Here is a 16247-nt window from a genome sequence, read left to right on the forward strand (position 1 = left end):
TTGCGGATCTTCGACCCTCACATCCACATGACCTCGCGGACCACCGACGACTACGAGCGCATGTACGCCGCCGGGGTGCGGGCCGTGGTCGAGCCGGCCTTCTGGCTCGGGCAGCCGCGGACCAGCGTGGGCTCGTTCACCGACTACTTCGACGCCCTGGTCGGCTGGGAGCGGTTCCGGGCCGGACAGTTCGGCATCGCCCACCACTGCACGATCGCGCTCAACCCCAAGGAGGCCAACGACCCCCGCTGCGCCGACGTCCTCGACGTCCTGCCCCGCTACCTGGCCAAGGACGGCGTGGTCGCGGTCGGCGAGATCGGCTTCGACTCGATGACCGACGCCGAGGAGGAGGCCTTCCGCCGCCAGCTCGCGCTGGCCGTGGAGTTCGAGCTCCCGGCGATGGTGCACACCCCCCACCGGGACAAGGAGGGCGGCACCCGTCGCACCCTGGAGCTGGTCGAGGAGTCCTCGCTCGACCCGGGGAGGGTCGTCGTCGACCATCTCAACGAGCTGACCGTCGGCCCGGTCCAGGCCAGTGGCTGCTGGATGGGCTTCTCCATCTACCCCGACACCAAGATGGACCCCGACCGGATGGTGCGCATCCTGCAGGACCACGGCCTGGACCGCGTGCTGGTCAACTCGGCGGCCGACTGGGGGCGCAGCGACCCCCTGCTCACGCGCCGGACCGGGGAGGGGATGCTCGGGGCCGGCTTCACCGAGGACGACGTCGACCGCGTGCTGTGGCGCAACCCGGTCGAGTTCTTCGCGCAGAGCGGCCGGCTGCTCCTGCCGGAGGGCGAGGCCCCGGCCGCCGACCCGACCTCGACCTTCGAGGGCAACTCGGTGCTGCGCGGTCCGCGGGCCAGCTGATGCGACTGCGGCATCCGGACGGCACCGTGGTCCACCTGGGCTACGGCACCAACGTGCTGCGCGCCGAGGACGTCGAGGGCCTGGTCGCCCAGGCGGTCGGCGCCGGCGAGAGGATCCGTCGCGTCCTGGATGCCGTGCCCGCAGGCACCCCGCCCGGCGGCGTCGTGGGCCTCGGCCTCTGGCTGCCCGCGGCCGCGGCGCACCGGCTCGCCGCCGACCCCGGCGGCGTACGTCGCGTGCGGTCGCGGCTGGCCGACCACGGCGTCGAGGTGGTCACCGTCAACGCGTTCCCCTTCGCGGCGTTCCAGGACCCGGTCGTCAAGCACGCGGTCTACCACCCGACGTGGGCGACGCAGGAGCGGCTCGACTTCACCCTGGCCGCCGCGCGCGTGCTGGCCGGGCTGCTCCCCGGCGACGCCGACCACGGGTCGATCTCGACGCTCCCGCTGGCCTGGCACGCGCCGTGGTCGCCCGAGGACCAGCGGGCCGCCGAGGGCCGCCTCGCCGAGCTCGCCACGGGCCTGGCCCGGCTCGCCGACGAGACCGGACGGCGGGTCGTGGTCGGCATCGAGCCCGAGCCCGGGTGCGTCATCGAGACCGTCGAGCAGGCCGCCGAGCGGCTCGCCGCGGTCGACCGTGAGTGGGTCGGCGTCTGCCTGGACCTGTGCCACCTCGCGGTGGGGTTCGACGACGCCGCCCGGGCTCTCGGCGTCCTCGCGGCCGCCGGGCTGCGCGTGGTCAAGGCCCAGCCGGCCTCGGCCCTGGTCGTCGACGACCCCGCCGACCAGGCGTCGCGCCACGCGCTCGCGTCGTACGCCGAGGACCGGTTCCTCCACCAGGTACGGCAGGCCCGCCCCGTGGGCGCCGGCGGGGTGGGCACGGTCGCGGCCCGCGACGACCTGCCCGACGCCCTTCAGGGGCCCGATCCCCTGGCCACGGACGCGCCGTGGCGGGTGCACTTCCACGTGCCGGTGCACGCCGACCCGCAGCCCCCGTTGCGCACCGGGCGGGACGACCTGCGCACCTCCCTCGCGGCGCTCCTCGGCGGCCCCGCCGCACACGTGGACCACCTCGAGGTCGAGACCTACACCTGGTCGGTCCTGCCCGGCGGCGCACCGGTCGACGACGACGCCCTGGCCGCCGGGCTCGCGGCCGAGCTCGCCTGGGTGCACGCCGAGCTCGTCGCCCTCGGCCTCGACCCCATCTGACCGCGCCGAGACACCCCATCCGGAGGACCCCATGGAGAAGCTGCTCGTCGCCGACGTCGTCGGCCTCACCCCGTCCCTGCTCCAGCACATGCCGCGGCTGCGCCGCCTCGCGGAGGGCGGATCGGCGGCGGTCCTCGAGCCGGTCCTGCCCGCCGTCACCTGCAGCGTGCAGTCGACGTTCCTCACCGGGCTCACCCCCGCGGAGCACGGCATCGTCGGCAACGGCTGGTACTTCCGCGACCTCGGGGAGGTCCACCTGTGGCGCCAGCACAACCGGCTCGTGCAGGGCGAGAAGGTGTGGGACACCATTCGCCGCCGCGTCCCCGGCTACACCGTCGCCAACGTCTGCTGGTGGTACGCCATGGGCGCCACGACCGACTGGACCGTGACCCCGCGGCCCATCTACTACGCCGACGGCAAGAAGGCACCCGACTGCTACACGCGCCCGCCCGAGCTGCACGACGAGCTGGTCGGTGAGCTCGGCGCGTTCCCGCTGTTCCAGTACTGGGGTCCGACCGCCTCCATCCGCTCCACCGAGTGGATCGTGGGCGCCGCGCGCCGGCTGATGCCCCGGGCCGACCTCACGCTGGCCTACCTCCCGCACCTCGACTACGACCTGCAGCGCTTTGGGCCCGACGCTCCGCAGGCACGACAGGCGGCCCGCGACGTCGACGCGGCGCTGGCGCCGCTGCTCGACGACGCGGCCGCGCTCGGCGCGCGGGTCGTCGTCTTGTCGGAGTACGGCATCACGAGCGCCGACACCCCCGTCGACGTCAACCGGGCGCTGCGGGCGGCCGGCCTGCTCGAGGTCTATACCCAGGACGGCATGGAGTACCTCGACCCGTGGACCTCGCGGGCCTTCGCCGTCGCCGACCACCAGGTGGCCCACGTCTACGTCGCCGACCCGGCCGACCTCGAGCGGGTCCGGTCGGTGTGCACGGGACTGGACGGCGTGGCCGACGTGCTCGACCGGGCCGGGCAGGCCGAGGTGGGCCTCGACCACGAGCGGGCCGGCGAGCTGGTGCTGGTCGCCGACCCGACGGCCTGGTTCACCTACTACTACTGGGACGACGACGACCGGGCGCCCGACTTCGCCCGGGGCGTCGACATCCACCGCAAGCCGGGCTACGACCCCGCCGAGCTCTTCTTCGACCCCGAGGACCGCATGGTCAAGGCGCGAGCAGCGCTCACGCTGGCCCGCAAGGCGGCCGGCCTGCGCTACGCCATGAAGGTGGTGCCGCTCGACCCCGCCCCGGTGCGGGGCACCCACGGTCGGCTTCCCTCGCGCGACCAGGATGCGCCGATGGTGCTCTGCGACCGGCCTGGCGTCCTTCCCGACCGGCTTGCTGCGACCGCGGTCCGAGACCTGCTCATCGAGCTGGCCGGCCTGGGCACCGAGGCGCCGGTGCGCTCGACGGTGTCGTAGCGCCCGCCCCGCTCCGCGATCGGGCGGCCGTACGTCAGCGGGGCGGCGGCCGGGCAGGTGGTGACCTAGGCTGCGCAGGTGTCGAGCCGCCGCCGTCTGATCCCGGCGGTCACCGCCCTCGTGGCGATCGCGGCGCTGACCGCCGGCTGCGGGGACCCGGACGCGGGTGATGCGGCCGCGGCGGAGTTCCGGGCGTTCATGGACCAGCATCCCGTCGACGGCTATGAGGCGGTCGTGGAGCGCGCCGAGAACTCGTTGCCCTTCGCCGGCTCACTGGGCGTGACGATCGCTGCCCTGGATCCCGACCTGCTCGGGCCGGAGGACTACCTCAGCGCGATGGCCGCCGTCGCCGAGCAGGTGTGCGCCTTCGCGCCGGAGGCCAACGCCGAGGTCAGCTTCGGCTTCGCGCTGGGCGACTACTCGACCCCGCTGGCCTGCCCCGGCGACGACGACAGTCAGGACCGGCTCGTCGACGCGGCCGAGCTGTTGGTGGAGGCCCAGCGGGTGCCCGGCGTCGAGAGTGTCGAGTACCTCTTCGCGGGCACGCTCGAAGCGGTGGCGTCCCCCGGCGTCGACCTGCGCCAGACCCGAGTGCGGGTCGAGCGGCTGGCGCTTCGGCACACGCTGGCCCTCGGGGACGAGGAGCCCTCCGTGTCGGTGATGGGACGCAGCCCGTCGGCGACCGGGTCGCCGGGCTGAGCGCTGCCGAGGAGCAGCTCGCCGCCCCGCCGCCGCGCCGGTCGCCGCGGCGTCAGCGCACGGTCACCGTGCCGGCGTCGACGTGCCAGCGCTGGTCGAGGCTGACGTTGTCGAGCAGGCGCCGGTCGTGGGAGACCAGCAGCAGCGCGCCGTCGTAGGCGGCCAGCGCCTTCTCGAGCTGCTCGATGGCGGGCAGGTCCAGGTGGTTGGTGGGCTCGTCGAGGACGAGCACGTTGACCGCCCGCGCCTGGAGGAGCGCCATGGCGGCGCGGGTGCGCTCGCCGGGGGAGAGGCGGCCCACGAGGCTGGCGACCTGGTCGGCCTTGAGCCCGAACTTCGCCAGCAGGGTCCGTACGTCGGCCGGCGCGAGATCGGGCACCGCGGCCTCGAAGGCCTCGCCGAGCGTGGTGTCCTCGGGAAGCACGGCCCGGGCCTGGTCGATCTGGCCCACGGCGAGGGAGGCCCCGCGGGAGGCCCGCCCGCTGTCGGGTGACACCTCCCCGAGCAGCAGCCCCAGGAGGGTGGTCTTGCCGGCCCCGTTGGGCCCGGTGATGCCGATCCGGTCGCCGGCGCTGACCTGCGCCGAGACCGGCCCGAGCACGAAGTCGCCGCGTCGCACCACGGCCTGGTCCAAGGTGGCGACCACCGTGCTGGAGCGAGGCGCCGCGGCGATCTCGAAGCGCAGCTCCCACTCCTTGCGCGGCTCCTCGACCTCCTCCAGACGGGCGATGCGCGACTCCATCTGCCGGACCTTCTGGCCCTGCTTCTCCGACGACTCGCTCTGCGCGCGACGCCGGATCTTGTCGTTGTCCGGGCTCTTCTTCATGGCGTTGCGCACGCCTTGGGAGCTCCACTCGCGCTGCGTGCGGGCCCGCGCCACGAGGTCGGCCTTGGTGCCGGCGAACTGCTCGTAGGCCTCGCGCGCGTGGCGGCGCACGACGTCGCGCTCCTCGAGGAACGCGTCGTAGCCGCCGTCGTAGACCCGCACCTGCTGCTGGGCGAGGTCGAGCTCGACGACGCGGGTGACGCACCGGGCGAGGAACTCCCGGTCGTGGGAGACCAGGACGATCCCGGCACGCATCCCCGTGACCAGCCGCTCCAGCCGCTCGAGGCCGTCCAGGTCCAGGTCGTTGGTCGGCTCGTCCAGCAGCACGACGTCGAACCGGCTCAGCAGCAGCGCCGCCAGGCCGACCCGGGCCGCCTGACCGCCGGACAGCGAGGTCATGAGCGCCTCGGTCCCGACGTCGAGACGCAGGTCGCCCAGCACGGCCGGGATCCGCTCCTCGAGGTCGGGGGCGCCCGACGCGAGCCAGTGATCCAGCGCCACGGCGTAGGCGTCGTCGGCGCCGGGCTCGCCCGACCCGAGCGCCGCCGCGGTGGCCTCCATCGTCTCGGCGGCCGCGGCGGCTCCGGTACGACGGGCCAGGTACTGGCCGACCGTCTCCCCGGGCACCCGCTCGTGCTCCTGGGGGAGCCAGCCGACGAAGGCGTCCGACGGTGCCGTCGACACGGTGCCGGCCAGTGGCGTGGCCTGGCCGGCCAGGAGTCGCAGCAGGGTGGTCTTGCCCGCTCCGTTGGCCCCCACGACCCCGACCACGTCGCCGGGCGCGACGGTGAGGTCGAGGCCCTCGAACAGGGTCCGGTGCGCGTGCCCTCCGGACAGGGCCTTGGCGACCAGGGTGGCACTCACCTCGTGATCCTAGGGCGGCGGCGCACGCAGACGACCGCGGGCCCGGTGCGGGCCCGCGGTCGCCGGAGGTGGGCTCAGGAGCGGCAGAGCGCCGTGTCGACCATGGCGCTGACGTCGCCCACCATCTCCAGGGTGGTCGCGAGGCCGTTGGCCGCCACGACCGCCCAGCGGCCGTCGTTGGTCACCAGGTTGCGCGTCTGGAAGCCCTGGATGTCGCCTCCATGGCCCCAGCCGAGCCCGCCGCACGTCAGGCGGTGGGAGGCCAGGCCCAGCCCGTAGCGCCAGCCGGGCTTCGCGTCGAACCTCGGTGCCCGGACGGTCTGCCTCATCTCCTTCAGCTGGGCGGGCGGCAGCAGGTCGCCGCTCATGAGCTTCTCCATGAAGCGGCCGATGTCCTGCGGGGTCCCGATGAGCTGGCCGGCCGACCAGCCCATGGACGGGTCGATCCGGGTCGAGTCGCGCCAGGTGCCGCCCGGCCCGTCGGCGAGGTACCCGCGCGGGTGGACGCCGCGGATCCGCTGGACCCCCGGTGTCGGCCAGTAGGTGTCCTTCAGCCCGATCGGCTTGATGATCCGCTGGGTCACGAGCTCGCTGATGGGTCGCCCGGTCACGCGCTGTGCGAGCAGGCCCAGGAGGATGTAGTTGGTGTTGCTGTAGGCCCACCGGGTCCCGGGCTTGAAGACGCGGCGCTCCGCGAGCGCGGCGTCGACGAGCTCATGGGGCTCGTAGTAGGTGCGGGAGAGCTTGCGCAGGGTGCCGGCGGCCTCGAGGAGCTGGTGGTCGTAGTCGGGCAGTCCGCTTCTCTGCTGGAGCAGCTGCCGCACGGTGATCTTGCGTCCGTCGTTGCCATTGCGCCGGACCAGACCCGGCAGGTAGCGCTCGACCCGGGCATCCAGGTCGACCAGTCCCTCGGCGGCGAGCTGCAGCACGACCGTCGCGGTGAACATCTTGGCGTTGCTCCCGATCCGTACGACGGGCCGGCGCGGCATCGGGGCCTCCGTGGTCAGGTCGCCGGCACCGGAGCGGTAGGTGCGTACCTTGCCGTCACGCCCCTTGACCACGACCGTGGCCCCCGGGAAGCCGGTGCGCGAGACGAGGCGGTCCAGATGGCGCTGGATCACGGCATCGGTGGCCCGCTGCTTGGCTTGCGGGGGGTCGGCCTGCCGGGGATCGGCCTGCTGGGTGTCGGGGGCAGCCGCGGGGGCCGCGGAGCCGACTCCCGGCGCGAGGGCGCCGAAGGACAGGCTCGCGGCCAGCACGGCCAGTCCGAGGCGGGGGAGGATCGACTTCATCGACATCACATCCAAAGGTGTGGAAGGGGTGGTGTCTCCCACGTTGCCGCTGCCGCGGCCGCCTTCCCATCCGGCGTGCCCCCCGGTTGGGGGTATAGCTGGCTCCACCCCGCGGAGTCGGCGTCCCTGGTTTGCCAGCGCGCAGGTCTGGGGGGATGCTGTCCTCCCGCGAGCAGCGGGGCAGGGCGTCCACGGGAGCTGACGAGTGACCTTTCTGGTGATCGGGCTGGTCGGGCTCGTCGTGCTCGGGATCTCCTTGGTCGTCGGTGACCTCTTCGACGGCGCCTTCGACGCGCTGGCCGGCGACGTCTTCTCCAGCGCCGTCCTGGGCGCCTTCGTCGCCGCCACCGGCTTCGGCGGCGCCGCCGCCGACGCGGCCGGGGCGCCGACGCTCGTCGCGGTCCCGATCGGGCTGGTGGCCGGCGTGGGCTTCGGCTGGTTCGCCTACTGGCTCACCCGGCTGATCCGCGACGGCGGCAGCGACGCCACGATCACCATCGACGACACGATCGGGCGCGACGGCAAGGTCGTCACCGGCATCCCTGCCGACGGCTTCGGCGTCGTCAACATCCTCGTCGGCGGGCACACCCTGCGGCTCAACGCCCGCTGCGACCAACCGCTCGCCCCCGGCACCGAGGTCCATGTGACCAGCGTGCTCTCGCCCACCGCCGTCACCGTGGCGCCGGTCTGGCAGCCCCTCGGCTGACCTGAGAAAGGTAGAAGTGAACATGGACCTCTGGATCCCCATCGGCGGCCTCGTCCTGCTGGTCGTGCTGCTCGTCCTGCTCGTCACGAGCCGCTACAAGGTCGCCGGGCCCAACCAGGCGTTCATCGTCACCGGCCGCAAGGGCAAGGCGGTCCTCAACCCCGAGACCGGGGCGCTCACGACCGACCTGTCGGGCCAGAAGGTCATCCTCGGCGGCGGCACGTTCGTCATCCCGTTCGTGCAGAAGCTCGCGACCCTCGATCTCTCCTCGCGCCGGATCTCGGTGCAGATCCGGGGCGCCGTGTCCGGTCAGGGCATCAAGCTGAACGTCGAGGGGGTCGCGATCGTCAAGGTCGGCGGCAACGCGGACCAGATCCGGCTGGCCGCGCAGCGCTTCCTCAGCCAGCAGGAGGACGTCGAGGCGTTCACCCAGGAGGTGCTCGCCGGCGCGCTCCGCTCGATCGTCGGTGGCCTCACCGTGGAGCAGATCATCCGCGACCGGGCGGCGTTCGCGCAGCGCGTGGCCGACGAGTCGGAGAACTCCCTGACCGGACAGGGCCTGATCCTCGACACCTTCCAGATCCAGGACGTCACCGACGACGGCAGCTACCTCGCCGACCTCGGCCGGCCGGAGGCGGCTCGGGTGAGCCAGGCCGCCCGCATCGCCGAGGCCAACGCGCGCCAGGCGGCCGAGCAGGCGTCGATCGCCGCCGAGCAGGAGATCGCGATCGCCCAGCGGGCACTGGCGCTCAAGCAGTCCGAGATCAAGGCCGAGACCGACGCGGCCGCGGCGACCGCGTCCGCGGCCGGGCCGCTCGCCCAGGCCGACCGCGACCAGGCGATCCTGCTCGAGCAGGAGAAGGTCGCCGTCCGTCAGGCCGCGCTGACCGAGCGTCAGCTCGAGACCGAGGTGCGCAAGCCGGCCGACGCCGCGCGCTACAAGGTGGAGCAAGAGGCCGAGGCCAACCGGTCCGCCGAGATCGCCCGCGCCGAGGCCGGACGAGCCGCCACGATCGCCGCCGCCGAGGCGACGGCCGAGCAGACGCGCCTCAGCGGCGAGGCCGAGAAGTCGCGTCGCTCCGCACTCGCCGAGGCGGAGGCCATCGAGGGCGCCAAGCGCGGTGAGGCCGAGAAGGCCCGCCGTACGGCGGAGGCCGACGCGACCCGTGCCGAGGGTGAGGCCACCGCGGCCGCGACCCTGGCGGTCGGCCAGGCGGAGGCAGAGGCGATGGACAAGCGGGCCGAGGCGTTCGCCCACTACAACGACGCCGCCGTGCTCCAGATGCTGATCGAGGTGCTGCCTCAGATCGCCCGCGAGGTGGCCGCGCCCATCGCCGCCATCGACCAGCTCACCGTGATCTCCTCCGACGGCGCCGGCGCGCTGCCCCGCCAGGTGAACGACAACGTGGTGCAGACGCTGAACATGCTCAAGACCTCGACCGGGCTCGACCTCGAGGCCCTGATCAAGAAGTCGATCAGCAAGGCCGCCGAGGGCAGCGGCCTGGAGGTCGACGGGGCAGTGGCGGAGTCGCGCTAGCTCTGATGACCAGGCGGACAGCGCACCCGGCGCAGCCGGTAGCCGACCGCTGCGACGTAGACGAGACCTCCGAGCCCGAGTCCGGCCGCTGCGGCCAGCAGCGGTACGTCGGCGTCCGCGAGGTCGCGCAGGTCCTGCACCCGCCACAGCCAGGCGTAGCCCGCGCCCAGCACCGGCACCCAGTACCAGCTGCCGAGGGCGGCGACGGCCACCGCGCTGCCGGCCAGGAACAGCACGACCACACCGGCGCGCTCGAGCGTCCACGCCGTCAGCGCCAAGGAGGTGAGGACGACGGCTCCGGCGCACTGCACCGCGCCGTAGCGCAGCACGAGCAGCAGGGCGAGCGGCCGGGTGGAGCGCAGCGTCAGCTCGCGCGTCTGGTCGACGAGCGGTGCGGCCAGCAGCAGTCCCGCGGCCGGAGGCACCAGGTCGAGCGTCGGGATGGCTGCCTCGAAGGAGGGCAGCCCGACGTACGTGGCCGCCGCGAGCTGGGCCGCAGCCGACAGCAGCGCCGCGAACAGCAGCGTGCGCGAGACGCCCCACGCCCGCAGGACCGCGCGGACCCTAGACACCGGCGGGCAGCCGGAGCGCCTCGAGGTCGCACCGTCGCAGCCGGTCGTAGGTGCTGACCACCCAGGAGCGCTGCTCGTCCAGCCCGGCGCCCAGCCAGGCCCCGTCGACGTCGTCGAGGTCGGGCTCGAGCAGCCCGGCGCGCATCAGCAGCCAGCGCGCGAGCAGCCGTCGTGCGTCGAAGGACGCCTCGGGTGGCGGGATGTCGGCGCTGTAGGCGGCGCAGTCCGCCGGGGTGGCCAGCGACCTGGCGGCACTCTCGTCACTGACGGTGTCCGCGAGCTCCTCGTCGAGCAGGGAGAGCACGCCGTGCGCCGGGTCGGGATCCCGGGCGGCCTCGGGCTGGACGAAGCGAGGTGGCAGGTCGAGTCCCAGGTCGGTGAGCGCGGCCGCCTGCCGCTCCATCCGGGCGGCCAGGTCGTCGAGGGGACGCGTCGTCTCTCGCGCCAGGCACACCCGGACGGTGGTGCCGCGGCACACCAGCTGCGGGTCGGCCACGGGTCGGGTGAACTCGTGCAGGCCCTGCCCCATCGCGACGTAGCAGCCGGCCCCGCCCAGCACGCAGGCGAGCACCACCGCGCGCGGGAGCGGTGCGCCGCCCACGGCGGTGCGGTTGGACAGCAGGAGCAGCCCCGCGGCGGCGCCGAGGGCGGCTCCCGCCTGCAGTGCGTACGTCGAGGCGTCGAACGTCTCGCCGGCGTAGGAGCCGGTGATGGCGCCCACCCGGAAGATGTCCGCGATGACGCCGACGGCGCCGAGCACGCCGAGGCCGAAGGTGGCCACGGCCGCCACGGGTGCCAGCCACCGGCGTCGCCCGGTCGCGCCGAGCAGGACGCCGACGGCCACCTGGGCGGCGAGGACGCACAGTGCCGGCACGACCACCCAGGCGGTCTCGGGGTACGCGACGCTGCCGGCGAGCCAGGACGCCGTCGTGGTGGCGAGGGTGATCGCGAGCAGCGCGGCGGCCGCGAGCGACCAGGTCGCGAGAGCGGGGCGCAGCCACGGCCACCAGGGACGCGGGCCGATCGCCACGAGCCGCTCGGCGCCCGAGCCGGCGAAGCGCGCGTAGACGGCGCAGGCGATCCCGGACGCCGCAGGCCCGATGAGGGTCAAGCCGAACAGGCCGGCGCCGAGCGCCATCTTCCAGGAGCCGAGCCAGTCGGCGCCGCGGCTCAGGGTCGGCACGAGCCCGAGGGCCACGAGGACCGCGACCAGGACCGTCGCGACCCGCGGGCCGCCCAGCCAGGTGAGCCCGCGGCTCACGCCCGCTCCCGGGCGAGGGTGCTGAGGAAGGCGAGCTCGGCCGAGCGGTCGGGGCCACCGCGCTCCTCCACGAACCTCGCGGTGTCGCCGTGGTGCACCACCCGCCCGGCGTCGAGCACGACGATGCGGGTGGACATCCGCTCCACGTCCTCCATCACGTGGCTGCTGAGCACCGTGACGGTCGCACCGGGCAGATCCATGAGCAGCCGGCGAAGCTGGGCGCGCTGCTCGGGGTCCAGGCCCGTGGTCGGCTCGTCCAGGAGCAGCACCTGTGGCGCGGTCACCAGCGCGGTGGCCAGGACCAGACGTCGTCGCATGCCCCCGGAGAGCCGCCCCACCCGCTCCCGCCGGCGCTGCTGGAGCCCCACCAGCGCCAACAGCTCCGGCTCGCGGGAGCCGGCCACGCGTCTCGGGACGCCGCGCAGCCAGCTCACGTAGGACAGGGCGTCGGCCACCCGCAGCTCGCGCGGCAGGTCGAGCTCCTGGGGCATCAGGCCGATCCGGCCCACCAGCTCGCGCCGGTGTCGGCCGTAGACGTCGACCCCGTCGAGGGTGACGGTGCCGCCCTGCGGCCGCCGGGCACCGGCCAGCGCCAGGAGCAGCGTGGTCTTGCCCGCCCCGTTGACGCCCACCAGGCCGGTGACTCCGGAGCCGAGGCTCAGCTCGTCGATGTCGACGACGTCGACGCTCGACGGCGGGTAGCGACAGGCCAGCTGTCGGGCGCGCAGGCCGGGCGCGCTCACAGGGCGAAGGTGAAGTACGGCCTCCGGCTGCACGCATCGGGACTCCACGCCTGGTCCTCGCAGACCTTCGAGTGGACCCGGGCCTGGCTGGCGTCGTTGTGCTCGGAGTAGTCGTCCCGGTCGTACTGGTCGACCCAGTCGCCCGAGCTGTTGCGGGGGCTCTGGTCGCTCGGGCCGTTGCCGCTCCAGGACTCCCCGCCCTGGGAGGGCTCGCGGTAGGTGTAGCCGGTCTCGGTGTAGACCTTGTCGCCGCCGCTGCGCGGGTCGCGGTAGTAGGTGTGGTTCTTGAGGAACCCGTCCTTGGTGTAGGACGTACCGTAGGCCAGCGCCTGGGCGACGTCGTCCTCCCAGGCCTTCAGCGGCTTGGACCGGGAGTGCCAGTCGTACGAGGCGGCGTGCGCGGCCGGTGCGGAGCTCACGACCAGGGCGCTCAGGAGCCCGGCGGCGATGAGGGGTCGGTCCAGCCTCGCGAGGAGGTGCGTCATCGGTGGTACCTGCTTTCCGAGTAGGGGTGTTCGGGCGGTGCGTCGAAGAGGAGCTCGAGGGGGACGTCGAGCGCGCTGGCGATGCGCTCGGCCAGGTCGGGCGTGCAGGTCGTCTTGTGACCGGTCACCAGGTGGCCGACCATCGACTTGCTGCACCCGCACTGGCGAGCCAGGTCGGCAAGCGAGAGACCGCGTCGTCTGATGGTCGCGGCGAGCATCTCCGGCGAGCCGAGCTGCATGTCACTGTCCTCCGCAGTGGGTCCTCTAGGGGCGCTCGAATGGTGACCCGCCGCAGGGACGCTGTCAATCATCTGTAGATCATCGATCTACTCCAGGTAGACGATCATCTTCGGCGACGGGCGAGTTCAGCCGCAACCGGCGGCCTCTCGGGCACAATCGGCGGTAGACGCTTTTCCTCAGCCCGCCACCGGAAGGGGTGCTCGCGACCGTGCCCGCCACGTTCTGGGAGCTGCTGCAGCACTACTGCGACGACACGGGCGCCACCGAGGCCGCGGTGCAGCGCAAGGCGCGACTCAACCACGGGACGTTCACGGCGTGGCGAGCCCGCGGGGTCCCGGCGCTGCCGAGGGTCGACGTCGTCGTCGCCCTGGCCGACACCCTGCGAGTGGACTACGAGGACCTCGTACGGGCGCTGCTGGTGAGCGCCGAGTACCTCCCGGCCGAGGTCGCCCGCGCGCGGGCGAGCGACCCGGCGAGCGACCGGGCGGAGGCGCCGACCGCGGCACGGGCGGGCGCCTCCCGTGGGCGCCGGCTGCGCGAGGAGCAGGACGACGCGGCGACCCGGCCCACCCAGGACCGCGCTGAGGCCTGAGCGTGTCGGTGGGCCTCGCTACGGTCGCGGGGCATGACGGACAGGTGGCATCCGTGGCGGGCGGTGGCCCGGCACCCGGACGTGACGGTGGTCTACGACGACCCGGGCGAGGGCAACGTCGGCCTCGTCGACCTCCGGACCCGGGTGATCACGCTGTGTCCCAGCCTGCTCCAGGACGAGCGGCGCTCCACGCTCACCCACGAGCTCGTGCACCTGGAGCGAGGGACGCCGTGCGGACCGGGGGACCCCGAAGAGCGTGAGGTCGAGCGGCTCGCCGCGCGGCGGATCATCACCCTGCCGGACCTGGTCGAGGCGGTGAGGTGGAGCGACCACCTGGTCGAGCAGGCCGTCGAGCTCTGGGCCGACGAGGACATGGTCCGGATCCGCCTGCACCACCTCACCGCCGCCGAGCGCGAGGAGCTCACCCGGGTCCGGGCCTCGTGCGAGGGGCTGGAGGAGCCGGCCCGGGCCTACCCTCAGGAGCCATGACCGACCACGCCCCCGGCTCCGCGTCGTACCTCGCGGCCCAGCGCGCCGATCTGCTCCGCTTCGCGCGCGGCTCCCGGACCGCCCGTGGCTTCGGCTACCTCGACGCCGACGGGGCGGTGGACCCCGCGCGGCCGGTCGAGCTCTGGATCACCTGCCGCATGACCCACGTGTTCGCGCTGGGTCTGCTGGCCGCGGAGCCCCCCGCGGCCGGCGGACCGAACGTCGAGGACCTCCGGTCCCTGACCGGGCACGGCGTCGGCGCGCTGCGCACCGCCTTCGCCGACGGGGAGCATGGCGGATGGTTCGCCGCCGTCGGGCAGAGCGGGGAGGACGAGGTGGTCGATGCGAGCAAGCAGGCCTACGGCCACGCGTTCGTCGTGCTGGCCGCGAGCTCGGCCGCCGTGGCCGGCATCGCCGGCGCCGACGAGCTCCTGCGCGACGCGCTGGACTGCCTGGACCGGCGGTTCTGGCGCGAGGAGGACGGGCTGGTGGTCGACCGGTGGGACCGCGCCTGGACCGAGCTCGACCCCTACCGCGGTGTCAATGCCAACATGCACACCGTCGAGGCGCTGCTCGCCGCGGGCGACGTCACCGGCGAGGCCCGCTGGCACGAGCGCGCTGGCCGCATCGCCGCCCGCGTCGCCGGCTGGTCCGGTGCCAACCGGTGGCGCATCCCGGAGCACTTCGACACGCGCTGGCGCCCCCTGCTCGAGCACCACCGCGACGTCCCCGCGCACCCGTTCCAGCCCTACGGCGCCACCGTCGGGCATGGCCTGGAGTGGGCCCGGCTGATGGTGGCGGCGCGGGAGTCGCTGGGCGAGGCGGCTCCGGCGGGGCTGCTCGAGGCCGCGACGGCGCTCGCCGACCGCGCGGTGACCGACGGCTGGGCCGCCGACGGGGCGGAGGGGTTCGTCTACACCACCGACTGGGAGGGGGTGCCCGTCGTGCACGCCCGCATGCACTGGGTGGCCGCCGAGGCCGTCAACACCGCGGAGGTGCTGCACCGGGTCACCGGCGAGCAGCGCTGGACCGACCGGTCGCACAGCTGGTGGGCGCACATCGACCGGTGCCTGGTCGACCACCGAAGAGGGTCCTGGATCCACGAGCTGGACGGGCACAACCGCCCCTCCGGCGAGACCTGGCCGGGCAAGCCGGACGTCTACCACGCCTACCAGGCGGCGCTCCTGCCGACGCTGCCGGTCACGCCGTCGTTCGCGGCGGCGCTCGCCGCTAGCCTCGGCGCGTGAAACGACGCCAGCGGTGGGCCAACTCCTGCGTGCACGCCATGTGGCAGCGGGTGCAGCGGGCCGGAGAGATCGTCCCCGGCACCCGTGCCGCCGAGGAGTTCGGCCGCCTGGGTGAGGGCAGCAGCATCGGCTTTCCGGCGGCCACCCTGATGGGCGTGCGCTCGATCCATGTCGGCGAGCGCACGTTGATCGGGCGCCACGTGACGCTGTCGGTGGGCTACGGACCCGGCGACAGCGCCCTGCCCGAGCGCGGCCTGGTCATCGGCGACCGCTGCGTGGTCGGCGCCCGGACGAGCCTCACCGCGCACAGCTCGATCCTCGTCGAGGACGACGTGTGGTTCGGGCAGGACGTCTTCGTCTCCGACGCCAGCCACGGCTACCAGGAGCTGGGCGTGCCGATCGGGAGGCAGCTGGGTGCGCACCAGCCGGTGGTCGTCGGGGCCGGGTCCTGGATCGGCCACGGCGCGATCATCCTGCCGGGCTCGGTCATCGGCCGCAACGTCGTCGTCGCGGCCGGCTCCGTCGTCCGCGGCACGGTGGAGGACCACGCCGTGGTCGGCGGTTCGCCGGTGCGCGTGCTGCGCCGCTACGAGGCCGGCCTGGGCTGGCTGACGCCCGGCGGCGACCTCCGCCCGGTCCGGCACCCGCCCGGCTCGTCGGCGCCCATCGCGCAGGCTCACCCGGCCGGGTGAGATGGCGTCAAAACGGCAAAATTCGGCGCGCGGCGTGACAGGCTGGCTCTCTACAGGAGGTCGGTCCACCCCGTACGCGTCGGGGAGCGCCGGCCTCGAGACGAGGTACAGATGGGCGAGCAGCCCCACGGGTCCCAGGCGCCGCCACCCCTGGACGTCGGCGTCGAGGAGCACGGCGCGCACCGGGTCGTCGCGCTGCGCGGCGAGGTGGACATGGCCTCGGTCGGCGCGGTCCGCACCTGCCTGCGCGAGCTGATGCTGGCGGGGCACACCGACGTGCTGGTGGACCTGCGCGACGTCACCTTCATGGACTCCACCGGCCTCGGGGTCCTGGTGGCCGCCCGCAAGCAGGCGCGGGTCTTCCGCGGCTCGCTGGGCCTGGTCGCACCGAGCCCGCCGGTGGCCCGCGTGCTGTCGCTCACCTCGCTCGACCGGGTGTTCCCCTGCTTCGGGTCGCTCGACGAGGCGCTGGCCCCCGAGCCGTCCGCGTCCTAGCGC

General features: G+C 73.9%; 18 protein-coding genes. 11 read left to right on the forward strand and 7 right to left on the reverse strand.

Going from position 1 to position 16247, the window contains the following annotated elements:
- The 4 genes from LQ940_RS01930 (at nt 1) to LQ940_RS01945 (ending at nt 4203) form a co-directional block, all read left to right on the forward strand.
- On the forward strand, nt 1-870 hold the full coding sequence (locus LQ940_RS01930; protein WP_269214182.1) for a TatD family hydrolase: 870 nt from the start codon (nt 1-3) through the stop codon (nt 868-870).
- The gene (gene eboE / locus LQ940_RS01935; protein WP_231240858.1) at nt 870-2078 is read left to right on the forward strand and encodes a metabolite traffic protein EboE; all 1209 of its coding nucleotides are present in this window, start codon (nt 870-872) and stop codon (nt 2076-2078) included. The genes LQ940_RS01930 and eboE overlap by 1 nt, the downstream gene beginning before the upstream one ends.
- Nucleotides 2079-2109: 31 nt before the next feature.
- Nucleotides 2110-3504 carry a nucleotide pyrophosphatase/phosphodiesterase family protein gene (locus tag LQ940_RS01940; RefSeq protein ID WP_231240857.1) on the forward strand — a complete coding sequence of 465 codons (1395 nt, stop codon included), beginning with the start codon at nt 2110-2112 and terminating at the stop codon, nt 3502-3504.
- Nucleotides 3505-3582: 78 nt separating this feature from the next.
- Nucleotides 3583-4203 (forward strand): hypothetical protein, encoded by a 621-nt coding sequence (locus LQ940_RS01945; protein ID WP_231240856.1) that lies wholly within the window; start codon nt 3583-3585, stop codon nt 4201-4203.
- 52 nt (nt 4204-4255) lie between these two features.
- Here the strand turns inward: LQ940_RS01945 and LQ940_RS01950 are convergent, their stop codons facing one another.
- Nucleotides 4256-5893, reverse strand: a complete 1638-nt coding sequence (locus LQ940_RS01950; RefSeq protein ID WP_231240855.1) for an ABC-F family ATP-binding cassette domain-containing protein — start codon at nt 5891-5893, stop codon at nt 4256-4258.
- Nucleotides 5894-5967: 74 nt separating this feature from the next.
- Complete coding sequence (locus LQ940_RS01955; RefSeq protein WP_231240854.1) at nt 5968-7185, reverse strand: serine hydrolase domain-containing protein; 1218 nt, start codon at nt 7183-7185, stop codon at nt 5968-5970.
- A 205-nt stretch (nt 7186-7390) separates the two neighbouring features.
- Between LQ940_RS01955 and LQ940_RS01960 the strand changes: the two genes are divergently transcribed.
- Together LQ940_RS01960 and LQ940_RS01965 are read left to right on the forward strand one after the other, a co-directional pair.
- Complete coding sequence (locus LQ940_RS01960) at nt 7391-7891, forward strand: hypothetical protein (RefSeq protein ID WP_231240853.1); 501 nt, start codon at nt 7391-7393, stop codon at nt 7889-7891.
- 22 nt (nt 7892-7913) lie between these two features.
- Nucleotides 7914-9428, forward strand: coding sequence for a flotillin family protein (locus LQ940_RS01965; protein ID WP_231240852.1), 1515 nt, complete (start codon nt 7914-7916; stop codon nt 9426-9428).
- Here LQ940_RS01965 and LQ940_RS01970 read toward each other — a convergent pair.
- Genes LQ940_RS01970 through LQ940_RS01990 form a run of 5 tightly spaced genes read right to left on the reverse strand, consistent with a single transcriptional unit; the run spans nt 9425 to nt 12728 of the window.
- The gene (locus LQ940_RS01970) at nt 9425-10000 is read right to left on the reverse strand and encodes a hypothetical protein (protein WP_231240851.1); all 576 of its coding nucleotides are present in this window, start codon (nt 9998-10000) and stop codon (nt 9425-9427) included. The two genes, LQ940_RS01965 and LQ940_RS01970, sit on opposite strands and share 4 nt — an antisense overlap.
- The gene (locus tag LQ940_RS01975; RefSeq protein WP_231240850.1) at nt 9993-11261 is read right to left on the reverse strand and encodes a DUF7224 domain-containing protein; all 1269 of its coding nucleotides are present in this window, start codon (nt 11259-11261) and stop codon (nt 9993-9995) included. The genes LQ940_RS01970 and LQ940_RS01975 overlap by 8 nt, the downstream gene beginning before the upstream one ends.
- On the reverse strand, nt 11258-12004 hold the full coding sequence (locus tag LQ940_RS01980) for an ABC transporter ATP-binding protein (RefSeq protein ID WP_231240849.1): 747 nt from the start codon (nt 12002-12004) through the stop codon (nt 11258-11260). Before LQ940_RS01980 ends, LQ940_RS01975 begins: the two co-directional genes overlap by 4 nt.
- Nucleotides 12001-12489, reverse strand: coding sequence for a hypothetical protein (locus LQ940_RS01985; RefSeq protein ID WP_231240848.1), 489 nt, complete (start codon nt 12487-12489; stop codon nt 12001-12003). Before LQ940_RS01985 ends, LQ940_RS01980 begins: the two co-directional genes overlap by 4 nt.
- Complete coding sequence (locus LQ940_RS01990) at nt 12486-12728, reverse strand: helix-turn-helix domain-containing protein (protein ID WP_231240847.1); 243 nt, start codon at nt 12726-12728, stop codon at nt 12486-12488. Before LQ940_RS01990 ends, LQ940_RS01985 begins: the two co-directional genes overlap by 4 nt.
- A gap of 209 nt (nt 12729-12937) precedes the next feature.
- Here LQ940_RS01990 and LQ940_RS01995 point away from each other — a divergent pair, with 209 nt between their 5' ends.
- The 5 genes from LQ940_RS01995 (at nt 12938) to LQ940_RS02015 (ending at nt 16244) form a co-directional block, all read left to right on the forward strand.
- The gene (locus LQ940_RS01995) at nt 12938-13321 is read left to right on the forward strand and encodes a hypothetical protein (RefSeq protein WP_231240846.1); all 384 of its coding nucleotides are present in this window, start codon (nt 12938-12940) and stop codon (nt 13319-13321) included.
- A 33-nt stretch (nt 13322-13354) separates the two neighbouring features.
- The gene (locus LQ940_RS02000; RefSeq protein ID WP_231240845.1) at nt 13355-13810 is read left to right on the forward strand and encodes an ImmA/IrrE family metallo-endopeptidase; all 456 of its coding nucleotides are present in this window, start codon (nt 13355-13357) and stop codon (nt 13808-13810) included.
- Nucleotides 13807-15057, forward strand: a complete 1251-nt coding sequence (locus tag LQ940_RS02005) for an AGE family epimerase/isomerase (RefSeq protein ID WP_231240844.1) — start codon at nt 13807-13809, stop codon at nt 15055-15057. Before LQ940_RS02000 ends, LQ940_RS02005 begins: the two co-directional genes overlap by 4 nt.
- Nucleotides 15054-15749, forward strand: coding sequence for an acyltransferase (locus LQ940_RS21700; RefSeq protein WP_269217226.1), 696 nt, complete (start codon nt 15054-15056; stop codon nt 15747-15749). Before LQ940_RS02005 ends, LQ940_RS21700 begins: the two co-directional genes overlap by 4 nt.
- 111 nt (nt 15750-15860) lie before the next feature.
- The gene (locus LQ940_RS02015) at nt 15861-16244 is read left to right on the forward strand and encodes an STAS domain-containing protein (RefSeq protein WP_231240843.1); all 384 of its coding nucleotides are present in this window, start codon (nt 15861-15863) and stop codon (nt 16242-16244) included.
- The last annotated feature ends 3 nt before the right edge of the window (nt 16245-16247 follow it).

It is taken from the genome of Nocardioides sp. cx-173 (assembly GCF_021117365.1).
GTDB lineage: Bacteria > Actinomycetota > Actinomycetes > Propionibacteriales > Nocardioidaceae > Nocardioides.

Bases quoted from the DNA above. Each gene is read 5' to 3' on its own strand.
- eboE (WP_231240858.1), top strand. From the start codon at position 870: ATGCGACTGCGGCATCCGGACGGCACCGTGGTCCACCTGGGCTACGGC.
- LQ940_RS01940 (WP_231240857.1), top strand. From the start codon at position 2,110: ATGGAGAAGCTGCTCGTCGCCGACGTCGTCGGCCTCACCCCGTCCCTG.
- LQ940_RS01955 (WP_231240854.1), bottom strand. From the start codon at position 7,185: ATGAAGTCGATCCTCCCCCGCCTCGGACTGGCCGTGCTGGCCGCGAGC.
- LQ940_RS01965 (WP_231240852.1), top strand. From the start codon at position 7,914: ATGGACCTCTGGATCCCCATCGGCGGCCTCGTCCTGCTGGTCGTGCTG.
- LQ940_RS01985 (WP_231240848.1), bottom strand. From the start codon at position 12,489: ATGACGCACCTCCTCGCGAGGCTGGACCGACCCCTCATCGCCGCCGGG.
- LQ940_RS01990 (WP_231240847.1), bottom strand. From the start codon at position 12,728: ATGCAGCTCGGCTCGCCGGAGATGCTCGCCGCGACCATCAGACGACGC.
- LQ940_RS02000 (WP_231240845.1), top strand. From the start codon at position 13,355: ATGACGGACAGGTGGCATCCGTGGCGGGCGGTGGCCCGGCACCCGGAC.
- LQ940_RS02005 (WP_231240844.1), top strand. From the start codon at position 13,807: ATGACCGACCACGCCCCCGGCTCCGCGTCGTACCTCGCGGCCCAGCGC.
- LQ940_RS02015 (WP_231240843.1), top strand. From the start codon at position 15,861: ATGGGCGAGCAGCCCCACGGGTCCCAGGCGCCGCCACCCCTGGACGTC.